General features: G+C 45.7%; 11 protein-coding genes. 10 read left to right on the forward strand and 1 reads right to left on the reverse strand.

All coding sequences use genetic code 11. From position 1 onward, the window contains the following. Positions 1-21: 21 nt before the first annotated feature. The 10 genes from BUB35_RS11265 (at position 22) to BUB35_RS11310 (ending at position 12,574) form a co-directional block, all read left to right on the forward strand. Positions 22-1,206 (forward strand): phosphoribosylaminoimidazolecarboxamide formyltransferase, encoded by a 1,185-nt coding sequence (locus BUB35_RS11265; RefSeq protein WP_072851819.1) that lies wholly within the window; start codon positions 22-24, stop codon positions 1,204-1,206. 25 nt (positions 1,207-1,231) lie between these two features. Continuing rightward, positions 1,232-2,494, forward strand: coding sequence for a phosphoribosylamine--glycine ligase (gene purD, locus BUB35_RS11270; protein ID WP_072851820.1), 1,263 nt, complete (start codon positions 1,232-1,234; stop codon positions 2,492-2,494). Between the two features lie 5 nt (positions 2,495-2,499). Continuing rightward, positions 2,500-6,186 (forward strand): phosphoribosylformylglycinamidine synthase, encoded by a 3,687-nt coding sequence (locus BUB35_RS11275; protein WP_072851821.1) that lies wholly within the window; start codon positions 2,500-2,502, stop codon positions 6,184-6,186. Positions 6,187-6,513: 327 nt separating this feature from the next. Continuing rightward, on the forward strand, positions 6,514-7,698 hold the full coding sequence (locus BUB35_RS11280; RefSeq protein WP_072851832.1) for an MFS transporter: 1,185 nt from the start codon (positions 6,514-6,516) through the stop codon (positions 7,696-7,698). Positions 7,699-7,786: 88 nt separating this feature from the next. Then, positions 7,787-8,371, forward strand: a complete 585-nt coding sequence (locus BUB35_RS11285; RefSeq protein ID WP_072851822.1) for an RNA polymerase sigma factor — start codon at positions 7,787-7,789, stop codon at positions 8,369-8,371. Next, complete coding sequence (locus BUB35_RS11290; RefSeq protein ID WP_072851823.1) at positions 8,358-9,101, forward strand: hypothetical protein; 744 nt, start codon at positions 8,358-8,360, stop codon at positions 9,099-9,101. Before BUB35_RS11285 ends, BUB35_RS11290 begins: the two co-directional genes overlap by 14 nt. A gap of 427 nt (positions 9,102-9,528) precedes the next feature. Continuing rightward, entirely contained in the window at positions 9,529-10,182 is a 654-nt protein-coding gene (gene deoC / locus BUB35_RS11295; RefSeq protein WP_072851824.1) for a deoxyribose-phosphate aldolase, read from the forward strand. Between the two features lie 75 nt (positions 10,183-10,257). After that, on the forward strand, positions 10,258-11,055 hold the full coding sequence (locus BUB35_RS11300; RefSeq protein ID WP_072851825.1) for a transporter substrate-binding domain-containing protein: 798 nt from the start codon (positions 10,258-10,260) through the stop codon (positions 11,053-11,055). A gap of 65 nt (positions 11,056-11,120) precedes the next feature. Then, entirely contained in the window at positions 11,121-11,849 is a 729-nt protein-coding gene (locus tag BUB35_RS11305; RefSeq protein ID WP_242949242.1) for an amino acid ABC transporter permease, read from the forward strand. Then, positions 11,846-12,574: an amino acid ABC transporter ATP-binding protein gene (locus BUB35_RS11310; RefSeq protein WP_072851827.1), complete on the forward strand. Its 729-nt coding sequence runs from the start codon at positions 11,846-11,848 to the stop codon at positions 12,572-12,574. The genes BUB35_RS11305 and BUB35_RS11310 overlap by 4 nt, the downstream gene beginning before the upstream one ends. A 243-nt stretch (positions 12,575-12,817) precedes the next feature. On the opposite strand, the gene BUB35_RS11315 is transcribed toward BUB35_RS11310, so the two are convergent. Next, positions 12,818-13,101, reverse strand: a 284-nt coding sequence (locus BUB35_RS11315) for an IS3 family transposase (RefSeq protein WP_143158981.1), incomplete at its 5' end; no start/stop codon positions are given.

The following is a 13,101-nucleotide window of genomic DNA, read 5'->3' on the forward strand; positions in this document are numbered from 1 at the left end:
ATTTAGAAGGAGAGAAGCGGTATGAAAGAATTTGAATTGAAATATGGTTGTAACCCCAACCAGAAACCGGCAAAAATCTTTATGGCGGACGGCAGTGATTTGCCCATTGAAATTCTCAACGGCAAACCGGGTTATATCAACTTTTTGGACGCGTTCAACAGCTGGCAGCTGGTGAAAGAACTGAAGGAAGCCCTGGGCATGCCTGCGGCAACCTCCTTTAAACATGTAAGCCCCACTTCCGCGGCAGTCGGCGTACCTATGAGCGCGGAACTGAAAAAAGCTTGCTTTGTAGACGATATTGAAGGTCTGGATGATTCTCCCATCGCGCTGGCTTACGCAAGAGCAAGAGGCACAGACAGAATGTGTTCCTTTGGTGACTGGGTTGCCCTCAGCGATGTTTGTGACGAAGTAACCGCTCGTCTGCTGAAAAGAGAAGTTTCTGACGGTATCATCGCTCCCGGCTACACACCCGAAGCACTGGAAATCCTGAAAAGCAAACGCAAAGGCAGCTACAACATCGTAAAGATCGACCCCAACTACGTACCTGAAAAACAGGAAAGAAAACAGGTTTACGGCATCACATTTGAACAGGGCAGAAACGATTTCAAAATCGACGAAGAACTGCTGAACAACATCGTGACAGAAAACAAAGAACTGCCTGATGCAGCAAAACGCGACCTGATTATCGCTCTGATCACACTGAAATATACACAGTCCAACTCCGTATGCTTTGCAAAAGACGGTCAGGCTATCGGCGTTGGCGCAGGTCAGCAGTCCAGAATCCACTGCACCAGACTGGCTGGCGGCAAAGCGGACGTATGGCATCTGCGTCAGCATGAAAAAGTGCTGAACCTGCCTTTCCTGCCTACCGTTGGCAGACCTGACAGAGATAACACCATCGATGTTTATATCTCTGATGACTATGAAGACGTTCTGGCAGAAGGTACATGGCAGAAATTCTTCTCCGAAAAACCCGAACCTCTTACAAAAGAAGAAAAGAGAGCATATCTGGATTCCATCAAAGGTGTGGCTCTGGGCAGTGACGCGTTCTTCCCCTTCGGTGACAATATCGAACGTGCGGCTAAGAGCGGTGTAACTTATATTGCGGAACCCGGCGGTTCCATCCGTGACGACAATGTCATCGAAACCTGCAACAAATTCGGCATGGTTATGGCATTTACCGGCATGAGACTGTTCCATCACTAAGAGAGAAAACGGGAGGAATCAATATATGAAAGTTATGGTTGTAGGCGGCGGTGGCAGAGAACATACCATCGTGAAAAAGATCAAGGAAAACAAAGATGTGACAGAACTGTACGCACTGCCCGGCAACGGCGGTATCGCACAGGATGCAGTCTGTGTGGATATTGGCGCAAAGGACATTGACAGCATTGTGGCATTTGCCAAGGAAAAAGCCATTGATTTCGCAGTGGTAGCTCCTGATGATCCTTTGGTACTGGGCGCAGTTGACGCACTGGAAGCCATCGGCGTGCCTTGCTTCGGTCCCAACAAAAACGCGGCGATTTTGGAAGGCAGCAAAGTGTTCTCCAAAAATCTCATGAAGAAATACAACATTCCTACAGCGGCTTACGAAGTGTTTGACAACGCGGAAGATGCGCTGGCTTATCTGGAAACAGCACCCATTCCCACTGTTATCAAAGCAGACGGTCTGGCACTGGGCAAAGGCGTTATCATCGCTGAAACAAGAGAACAGGCAAAAGCCGGCGTAAAAACCATCATGGAAGACAAAGTGTTCGGTGCCAGCGGTGACCACATCGTTGTGGAAGAATTCCTGACAGGCCCCGAAGTTTCCGTTCTGGCATTCACAGACGGCAAAACCATGATTCCCATGGTTTCTTCTATGGACCACAAACGCGCCCTGGATGGTGATAAAGGTCTGAACACAGGCGGTATGGGTACTGTAGCGCCCAACCCTTACTATACAGAAGCTGTTGCGGAAGAATGTATGAAAACCATCTTCCTGCCTACTATGGAAGCGATGAACAAAGAAGGCAGAACTTTCAAAGGCTGCCTGTACTTTGGTCTGATGCTGACACCCAATGGTCCCAAAGTCATCGAATATAACTGCCGTTTCGGTGACCCCGAAACACAGGTAGTGCTGCCTTTGCTGGAAAGCGACCTGCTGAGCATCATGCAGCATATCGCCAACGGCACACTGGCAGACGCTGAAGTAAAATTCAGCAACAAAGCGGCTTGCTGTGTCATCATGGCATCCGAAGGCTATCCCGGAAAATATGAAACAGGCTATGAAATCACACTGCCTGCAGATTCCAGCAGAATCTTCGTGGCTGGCGCGAAAATCAAAGATGGCAAACTGGTGACAGGCGGCGGCCGTGTGCTGGGTGTAACAGAAGTGGCTGACACATTGGCAGAAGCTGTGGATAAAGCATATGAAACGGTAAAAACCGTAAGTTTTGCAAACGCATATTATCGGAAAGATATTGGTAAAAAAGCCCTTGCGGCGGAGGTGTAACATCTATGGTTTATAGAATTTATGTGGAGAAAAAACAGGGTTTGCAGACAGAAGCAGACGGCTTGAGAGCTGATCTGGTGAACCTGCTGGGCATCAAAGGTCTGACAGGTCTGCGCCTTTTGAATCGTTACGACGTAGAACACATTGACAAAGAATTGTTTGAAAACTGCAAAACAACGGTATTTTCCGAACCTCAGCTGGATGACCTGCTGACAGAAATCCCTCAGGACGGCGCGAAAGTGTTCGCAGTGGAATTTTTGCCCGGTCAGTTCGACCAGAGAGCAAACTCCGCAGCAGAATGTATCCAGATCATTTCCAAACAGGACAGACCTCTGGTAAAGAGCGCGAAAGTTTACCTGCTGTACGGTGATCTGAGCGACGCGGATGTGGAAGCTATCAAGAAATATGTTATCAACCCTGTGGAATCCAGAGAAGCTGCTCTGGCAGAAGCAGATACACTGGAAATGGTATATGACATTCCTACTTCCGTGGCAACACTGGACGGTTTCTGCGAAATGGACGAAGCTGCACTGGCACAGTTTGTAGCAGATCAGGGTCTGGCAATGGATTTGGACGACATCAAAGTATGTCAGGCGTATTTCCAGAGCGAACACAGAGATCCTACCATCACAGAAATCAAAATGATTGATACATACTGGTCTGATCACTGCCGTCATACCACATTCCTGACAACCATCGACAGCGTGAAATTCGAAGACGCACTGCTGCAGAGCGCTTATGACGAATATCTGAAAACAAGAGAAGCCATCGGCAGAACAAAACCCATCAACCTGATGGATATGGGTACTATCGTGGCAAAATTCCTGAAACAGCAGGGCAAGCTGGACAAACTGGATGAATCCGAAGAAATCAACGCTTGCACAGTCAAAATCGACGTAGAAGTGGAAGATAGAGTGGAAAAATGGCTGCTGCTGTTCAAAAACGAAACACACAACCATCCCACAGAAATCGAACCTTTCGGCGGCGCTGCAACCTGCGTAGGCGGTGCTATCCGTGACCCTCTGAGCGGTCGTTCCTATGTATACGCTGCGATGCGTGTAACAGGTGCAGGCAACCCTCTGACACCCGTTTCCGAAACACTCCAGGGCAAACTGCCTCAGAGAAAAATCGTTACCACAGCTGCTGCTGGTTACAGCTCTTACGGCAACCAGATTGGTCTGGCAACAGGTCAGGTAGACGAAATTTACCACGATGGCTATGTGGCTAAGAGAATGGAAATCGGTGCAGTTATCGGTGCGGCTCCTGCGGAAAATGTACGCAGAGAACGTCCTGAAGACGGCGATATTGTTATCCTGCTGGGCGGCAGAACCGGTCGTGACGGCTGCGGCGGTGCAACAGGCTCCTCCAAATCCCATACACTGGAATCTCTGGAAAACTGCGGCGCAGAAGTACAGAAGGGTAACGCTCCCGAAGAAAGAAAACTGCAGAGATTGTTCCGTAACGCGGAAGCATCTCGCCTCATCAAACGCTGCAATGACTTCGGTGCCGGCGGTGTATCCGTTGCTATCGGGGAACTGGCAGATGGTCTGGAAATCAATCTGAACGCTGTTCCTAAGAAATATGAAGGTTTGGACGGCACAGAACTGGCTATCAGTGAATCTCAGGAACGTATGGCAGTTGTTGTTGCGGCAGAAGATGTGGAACGCTTCAAAGAACTGGCTTACGCAGAAAACCTGGAAGCTACCGTTGTGGCGGAAGTAAAGGCAAATCCTTATCTGGTAATGTACTGGAACGATAAGAAGATCGTTAACATTTCCCGTGAATTCCTGAACTCCAACGGTGCGGAAAAACATATCGATATCACACCTGCTGCTCCCGAAAACTATGACAAGGAAATCAAAGACGATTTCAAAGAAGCTTACATGGATTTGGCTGGCGACCTGAACGTTTGCTCCAAACGTGGTCTGTCTGAACGCTTCGACTCCACCATCGGTGCAGGCACAGTTCTGATGCCTTTTGGCGGCAAGAACCAGAGAACACCTATTCAGGCTATGGTAAACAAAGTTTCCATGGAAAAAGCTGACGCGAAAACATGTTCTTTGATGGCTTGGGGCTACAATCCTTTCATTGCGGAAAAGAGCCCTTACCACAGCGCTTATCTGGCAGTTGTGGAATCCGTTGCGAAACTCATCGCAACAGGCGCGAAATTTGAAGATGTATACCTGTCCTTCCAGGAATACTTTGAAAAACCTATGAAAGACCCCAAACGCTGGGGCAAACCTATGGCAGCCCTGCTGGGTGCGTTTATGGCACAGAAAGGTCTGGAAATCGCTGCCATCGGCGGTAAAGACTCCATGAGCGGTACTTTTGAACATATCGACGTACCTCCTACACTGGTTTCTTTCGCTGTAACAACAGAAAATGTAGCAAATATCATCTCTCCCGAATTCAAAGGAGAAAATCATAAAGTAATACTGCTGAAACCCGTTTACGATGAAAACGGTCTGCCTACTGCTGACAGCCTGAAAGCACTGTTCGCACAGGTGAACGACCTGATGCGTGCTGGCAAGGTTTGCGCAGCTTACACACCTACTTATGGCGGCGTAGCAGAAGCAGTGCTGAAAATGGCAATGGGTAATGACATCGGCTTCACATACGCAGATGGCCTGACCAAAGAAGACATCTTCGGTTATGCTTACGGCGCATTTGTGCTGGAACTGAGCGGCGAAGACGAAGTTGGCACACTGCTGGGCAGAACCGGCGGCAATGCCATCGCAAAAGACGGCGTTTCCATCGCACTGGCTGACCTGTACGATGTTTACGAAGGCAAGCTGGAACCCATTTACTCCTGCAACATCGAAACAGAAGCAAAAGAACTGCCTACATTTACATATCGTGCAGAAAGCTTCGCAAAACCTCGTCTGCAGTTCGCGAAACCTAAGGTTCTGATTCCTGTATTCCCCGGCACAAACTGCGAATACGATTCCGCAAAGGCTATGGAACGTGCAGGGGCAGAAGCGGAAATCTTTGTCATCAACAACCTTTCCGCAGCTGGTATCGCAAACTCCGTAGAAACATTTGCGAAGAAACTGAACGACAGCCAGATGATCTTCATCCCCGGTGGTTTCTCCGGCGGTGACGAACCTGACGGCTCCGGTAAATTCATCACAGCATTCTTCAGAAACCCTGAGGTAAAAGAAGCTGTTACAAAACTGCTGGAAGACAGAGATGGTCTGATTTGTGGTATCTGTAACGGTTTCCAGGCGCTGATCAAACTGGGTCTGGTACCTTATGGCAAGATCATCGACACCGATGAAAACTGCCCGACACTGACATATAACACCATCCACAGACACCAGTCCAAACTGGTTCGCACTCGTGTGGCTTCCAACAAATCTCCTTGGCTGTCCAACGTACAGCCCGGCGATATCTTCACCGTGCCTATTTCTCACGGCGAAGGTCGTCTGCTGGCAGATGAAGCATTGCTGCGTCAGCTGGCAGAAAACGGTCAGATTCTCACACAGTATGTGGATCAGAACGGCAACCCTACAAACGATATTCAGTACAACCCCAACGGCTCTGCCTTCGCCATCGAAGGTCTGCTTTCTCCCGATGGTCGTGTACTGGGTAAGATGGGTCACTCCGAACGTATTGCTGACCGTCTGTACCAGAACGTACCCGGCGAATTTGATATGAAACTGTTCAAATCCGCAGTGGAATATTGGAAATAAAAAATACTTTGCTCCCGTGTCATTTTGGCACGGGAGTTTTTTTGACAATGAAAATAAACCATGGTATGATGCACACAAGAGATGAACGTCTATGAAACCGGATAAAGTTTGTGTTTTCACAAGGAAAATCAGCTCTGTACAATAAGACCGATCGAGATTGTATGGGGCGGAGATTCTTTTACATAAGATCGGCATGAAAACATAGGAAACTATGTTTTGTTTGCGTGCCGAAAAGAAAGAATATCCGCGGAATGCCGTTTTGCAGATGGCAGAAGGGTAGCCGTGGATTTTTTTGCGCCCTTTTTTAGAAAGAAAGGACGATTTGATATGTATGAAAACTGGAAAATACAAACAGGTAAGTTCTTGACTGCACAGACCATTTCTCTTTTTGGTTCGGCATTGGTGCAATATGCTATGGTCTGGTATTTGACACTCTATACTGGGTTTGGAAAGGTATTGACCCTTTCTACGATCTGTGGCTTTTTGCCCCAGGTTTTGATTTCTCTTTTTGCGGGTACTTGGCTAGATCGATATAACAGAAAAAAACTAATGATGATTTCTGATGGTATGATTGCTTTTGTAACGGGAATTTTGGGAATCAGTTTTTCGATGGGAAAAGCCACAACGGCAGGCGTTATCATGGTACTTGCCATGCGTTCCGTTGGTTCCGGCATACAGACGCCGGCAACACAGGCAGTCATTCCCCAACTGGTACCAAAAGAAGCATTGGTGCAGGTCAATGGTATACAAAGCACCAGTTCTGCCATTACCAATTTTTTGGCACCGGCAGCCAGCGGCGCTGTTTTGGGCATCCTTGGTATAGAAGCAACATTGTTTTTGGATGTCATCACAGCGGTGATGGGTATTTCCATTACGTCAACGATTATGATTCCTGAGCTGAAGGCAAAAACAGAGGCTTCTTCATGGATACAGATGGCAGAAGGGGTTGGTTTTATCCGAAAAAATCAGGATGTATGTTATTTACTGCTCTTTGAATTCGTGACAATGTTTTTTGTAACACCTTCAGCCTTCTTGACGCCTCTTTTGGTGTCCCGCTCTTTTGGAGAGGAAGTTTGGCGGCTGACATGCAGTGAGATGATTTATAGCTTGGGCACGATTTTAGGGGGATTGCTGCTGGCTGTATGGAAAGGGTATCCACGGCGTGCCAAAGCAACGCTTTTGACAGGTACATGGTATGGAATGCTTATGTTTGGACTTGGTCTTGCCCCGACATTTGGGGTTTATTTGCTCTGCAATACCCTCATTGGCATTGCGTCACCTTGTTATAATGCGCCTATGACTGCTTTTTTGCAGGATAGAGTGCCACAGGAATATCATGGCAGAGTATTCGGCTTTTTACAGATTGCCATGTCCATGGCTTTTCCGCTGGGGATGCTTATATTTGGACCTTTGGCAGATGTGATGGAGATCAGGCTGTTGCTATTTATTGGCGGAAGCGGTGTGTTAGGAGTGATGGCATACAGCTTTTTCCGAAAAAAACTGAATTTCTAATTTTTTTATAAAAACAGCAAACCTTTCTCTCACCAATTCGCTCTATATAGTAGACGCGTCAAACGAAAGAAAAAAGGAGGCTTTGGCTTTGACCATAGAAGAAACGGCAGCACTGGTTCGTCAGATGCAGGCGGGAAACACAGACGCCTTTGACGAAATCTTCGCTGCTTATGAGCAAAAAGCGGTGCGCACTGCTGCCCTGATATGTGGGGAAGTTCCCCTGGCAGAGGATATTGCCCAAGAAACTTTTGTGACTTGTCTGCTGCAAATCGAAAAGCTGCAAAATCCATATTGTTTTTCATCTTGGTTTTTTAAGATACTGATCAGATGTGCATGGAAACAGACAAAGAAAAAACAAAAGCTGATGCCTGCGGAAGAAATACTGGCGGAAGGGGTACAAGGTCTGCCGCCGGTATTTGACAGTTATCCCAGTGAACAGCGGGCAATGTACGAAAAGCTGTATGCCGCCATTGACAGTCTGGGGCAGAAGCAGCGAACCACATTGATTCTATATTATTTCAATGATTTTTCCATCAAGGAGATTGCACAGATCACATCTTCTTTGGAAGCAACGGTAAAATCCAGATTGTTTGCGGCAAAAAGCCGATTGCGGAAGGCTTTGGCAGAGGAACACACACTGCGGAAGGGGGAACTGGTTTATGAAAAGAGATGAATTGGACGCAATGATTCAGCATGCTATGGAAAAACGGACAGAGCATTTGCATGCAAATCCCATGATGCTGGAACACATCAAGAGAGAAGCGACGTCAAGAGAGCGGAAGGAGAGAATTTCCATGAAATTATTTACAGCAAAAAGAATTGCAGCTGTTGCAGTGGTATGTTTTGCATCTGTTACCTGTTATGCGGCAGTGCATTTCAGCGGCGTAGAGGCACAGACTACTGTTGATATCACAAGCTATGCGCAGATTGAAAAGGCGGAAGAAAAAGTGGGATTTGATATGAAAACCGTAGAATCCTTCTCCAATGGATTTACATTTGTCAATGGTGGTACGGGCGAAATGTATGGACAGGATGAAAATGGGAATAACGTAGGGGAACCTTATGGGCTGATGACCCTGTCTTATGAAAAAGAAGGCAAAACGCTGGTAGTCACCGCACAGGACGGCGATCCTTATGCGTATGCAGGGCAAGAAGTGTCGGAAGGCTACAGCAGTCATCTGTACAAATTTGTGCCGGAAGGCTATGAGTTGACAGCAAAGGACAAAGAAAAAGAAGAAAGCGGTGAACTGATCATTTCTTATGGCACAGACGAAGTCATGGAAAGTGTGATGGAAGTCTATTCCTGGAAAGACGGCGATCTGTTTTACAGTATGACAGCTGATAACTGTAATCTGGGAGAAGAAGCTATGGCGCAGATGGCACAAGAAATGCAGAATGCCTGAGAATATGGAAAAAGAGCGTAGCATATAAGTAGTAAAGATAGAAAAAGTGAAGGAACATCTTTTTGTAGAGGTGTTTTCTTCACTTTTTTTATGAAGTGACAGAAGAAAATTGGAGATGTGTTTTTATTCATAAATTTACACTTATATGCAAAAGTATTGAGAAATTTGGAAAAACGATGTGGATTCATAAATTTTTTGCATCAACAAAACTTTAAAATTTTCAAAGTACCGACATTTGTGCATTTGCAAAAAGGATGAAATTTTCGGTCAAAATCGAAGGTGATTTAAAAATATGTGAAATTTTAATAATAATCGCGAATCTATAGAAAAAAGTTTTGGAAATTGATAAATTTTTCTGTATTGTTGTGTGTTTCATTTTGTGTTATAATGGCTAAGTATGTATAACAGATGAAAAGAGGATGTATATATGCAAAAGGATTTCATTCTTTCACATGTAGACCATACCATGCTGAAACAAGGTGCCACATGGGCAGATATCCAGCGAATCTGTGATGAGGGTTTATCTCATAAAACAGCTTCTGTTTGTATCCCACCTTCTTATGTTGCGGATGCAGCGGCATATCTGAAAGGACAGTTGGCAGTGTGTACGGTCATCGGCTTTCCCAATGGATATCAGACCACAGCGGTGAAAGTGGCAGAAACAAAAGATGCCATCGCTCATGGCGCAGATGAGATTGATATGGTCATCAATATCGGCTGGGTCAAAGACGGAAAAGATCAGAAGGTTTTGGAAGAGATCAATGCCGTGAAAGAAGCCTGTCAGGGCAGAATATTGAAAGTCATTGTAGAAACCTGTCTGCTGACAGAAGAAGAAAAAATCCGTATGTGTGATGTGGTCAGCCGTTCTGAGGCAGAATACATCAAGACAAGCACAGGATTTGCTGGCGGCGGTGCTACATTTGCAGATGTGGAACTGTTTGCGAAGCATGTGCAGCCTGGTACCAAGATCAAAGCGGCAGGCGGCATCAAAAGTGTTGCAGACGCGGAAAAATTTCTGGAACTTGGCGCAGAGCGTCTAGGGACCAGTTCTCTGGTAGCCATGCTGGATCAAAAAGACTGATATGCGCCGGTACGCTTCTGGCGTGCGGCATACCATAAATATGTTTTTAAAAAGGTAAAAAAGGGAGGAATTACAATGAGTTTATTCAAGAAATTTGCAGCAACAACATTGGCACTGACAATGGTATTTAGCTTGGCAGCTTGCGGTGGCTCCAGCGATACTGCAACAACAGAAGAAGGCGGCGACGCTGCTACAACTGGCAAAGTTTACAAAATCGGTACAGATACAACATTTGCACCTTTTGAATTCCAGAACGACGCTGGTGAATTCGTAGGTATCGACATTGACCTGCTGAATGCAATCGCAGAAGATCAGGGCTTTGAAGTAGAACTGCAGTCTCTGGGCTTCAATGCAGCTGTTCAGGCTCTGGAAGCTGGTCAGGTTGACGGCGTTATCGCTGGTATGAGCATCACACCTAAAAGACAGGAAAAATTTGACTTCTCCGATCCTTACTTCGACAGCGGTGTTGTTATGGGCGTAAAAGAAGACAACGAAGACATCAAGAGCTATGAAGATCTGGCAGGCAAAAAAGTAGCTGTTAAGATCGGTACAGAAGGTCAGACATTTGCTGAATCCATCAAAGATGAATATGGTTTCACAACAGTTGTATTTGACGATTCCAACTCCATGTATCTGGATGTTAAATCCGGCAACTCCGTTGCTTGCTTCGAAGACTACCCTGTAATGGGCTATGCAATCTCTCAGGGTTCCGGTCTGAAAATGGTAACAGAAAAAGAACAGGGCAGCTCCTATGGTTTTGCTGTAAACAAAGGTGAAAACGCAGAACTGCTGGAAATGTTCAATGCTGGTCTTGCAAACCTGAAAGAAAGCGGTAAATATGACGAAATCCTGAACACATACATTCAGGAATAATCCTTTGCCGAAGGATTTTTGATCCGAAAGGAAATTTTTTGTATTTTAGTTGGGAGTAGTGCCTTATGGGTGAGATTTTTGTAACAGCAATGACGAACATGTTCCCACAGGCAGGTCATTTTGCACTGGCTGTGGGCGGTTCTTCAAACTTTTTTGAATATGCAGTGAGCATTTCCCCTCGTCTGTTCGAAGGGCTGAAAATGACCATTGCTATGACAGTTTGTTCTTTGATTCTGGGGATTTTGGTAGGTTTGCTGTCCTGCTTCTGTTCCATCTCCAAATCTTTCATTTTGAATAAGCTCTCTGGAGCTTACCTGAGCATCATTCGTGGTACACCACTGATGGTACAGGCGACATTCATTTACTTCGGTTTGAGTGCGGCGCTGAATATGCCAATCACTTCATTTACAGCGTCCATCATCGTACTGATGCTGAACTCCGGTGCATACCTGTCTGAAATCTTCAGAAGTGGTATCAGCGCCATCAATAAAGGTCAGATGGAAGCGGCACGCAGCTTGGGTCTGCCCCATGGCGTAGCAATGCGGAAGATCATTCTGCCTCAGGCATTCCGTATCGTTATCCCTTCCGTAACCAACCAGTTCATCATCACACTGAAAGATACGTCTATCCTGTCTGTTATCGGTGTGGCGGAAATGATGCGTCAGAGCCAGCAGCTCATCGCAAACAACTTCCGTGCATTTGAAACATACGCAATCGTTGCAGTATGGTACTATGTACTGGTTATCATTTTGACAAAACTGTTCAAACTGCTTGAGAGGAGGCTGGCAAATTGATTAAGGTAAAAGTTGAAAACCTGAAGAAAAACTTTGGCAGTCTGGAGGTTCTCAAGGACATTAACATGGAAGTCAAAGAAGGCGAAGTAGTTTGCCTGATTGGACCTTCCGGCTCCGGGAAAAGTACATTCCTGCGCTGTCTGAATAAACTGGAAGAACCCACCGCTGGTGTGATTATCGTAGACGATTATGATCTGATGGCAAAAACATCTGATATCAATAAGATTCGTGAAAACATCGGTATGGTGTTCCAGCAGTTCAATCTGTTCCCCCATCTGTCTGTGCTGCAGAATATCATGCTGGCACCTGTAGACAGAAAACGCATGACAAAGGAACAGGCTGAAGAAAAAGCCAAAAAATTGCTGGATCGGGTAGGTCTGCTGGAAAAAGCAGATGTATATCCCGCAAGCCTTTCCGGTGGTCAGCAGCAGCGTGTAGCCATTGCCCGTGCATTGGCAATGGAACCGGACATCATGCTTTTTGACGAACCCACTTCCGCTCTGGACCCTGAAATGGTAGGGGAAGTATTGGAAGTTATGAAACAACTGGCTGCAGAAGGTATGACCATGGTGGTCGTAACCCATGAAATGGGCTTTGCTCGTGAAGTGGCAGACCGTGTGGTATTTATGGACGGCGGTTACATCGTAGAAGAAGGAACACCGGAAGAAGTTTTCGGCAATCCACAAAACAAGAGAACACAGGATTTCTTGAACAAGGTACTGTAAGAGCGATTCGTAAGGCTAACCACATAAATACAAAAAAGCAGTATAAAGCAATTATGCAGAGAGGATTTTATTGGATTCTCTCTGCTTTTTGTTTTTGTTCAGATTAGAAAATAAAAAAAAAGAGAGCTGTTTGGTAGAAGAAAATATGCTTGATAAAATCTTATATATAAAATAAAAAAAGCTGAAATTTTTTATATTGAACTGAACCCAAAAAGTTAGACAATATTTTCAAATTAAAATTGTTTAAGAAGCCAGAAGGGCTTGTTGTCTGTAAATTGCAGGTGGCAAGCCCTCTAACTTTGCTTTGATTCGATGGTTATTATAATAATCTAAATATTCCACCAGTTCCTGCTTGAAATGTTCCATAGATTGAAACTGTTGAAGATAGAGAAGTTCGCTCTTGAGCAATCCAAAGAAATTTTCCATGACAGCATTGTCCAGACAGTTACCCTTTCGGCTCATACTTTGCCGGATACCTTTTTGTTTGAGCATTTGGCGGTAATATTTGTTTTGGTACTGCCATCCTT

Source organism: Anaerotignum lactatifermentans DSM 14214, assembly GCF_900142265.1.
GTDB classification, from domain to species: Bacteria; Bacillota; Clostridia; order Lachnospirales; family Anaerotignaceae; genus Anaerotignum; species Anaerotignum lactatifermentans.

Coding starts and splice junctions, on each gene's coding strand:
- BUB35_RS11275 (WP_072851821.1), top strand. CDS start 2,500: ATGGTTTATAGAATTTATGTGGAGAAAAAACAGGGTTTGCAGACAGAA.
- deoC (WP_072851824.1), top strand. CDS start 9,529: ATGCAAAAGGATTTCATTCTTTCACATGTAGACCATACCATGCTGAAA.
- BUB35_RS11280 (WP_072851832.1), top strand. CDS start 6,514: ATGTATGAAAACTGGAAAATACAAACAGGTAAGTTCTTGACTGCACAG.
- BUB35_RS11300 (WP_072851825.1), top strand. CDS start 10,258: ATGAGTTTATTCAAGAAATTTGCAGCAACAACATTGGCACTGACAATG.
- BUB35_RS11305 (WP_242949242.1), top strand. CDS start 11,121: ATGGGTGAGATTTTTGTAACAGCAATGACGAACATGTTCCCACAGGCA.
- BUB35_RS11290 (WP_072851823.1), top strand. CDS start 8,358: ATGAAAAGAGATGAATTGGACGCAATGATTCAGCATGCTATGGAAAAA.
- BUB35_RS11265 (WP_072851819.1), top strand. CDS start 22: ATGAAAGAATTTGAATTGAAATATGGTTGTAACCCCAACCAGAAACCG.
- purD (WP_072851820.1), top strand. CDS start 1,232: ATGAAAGTTATGGTTGTAGGCGGCGGTGGCAGAGAACATACCATCGTG.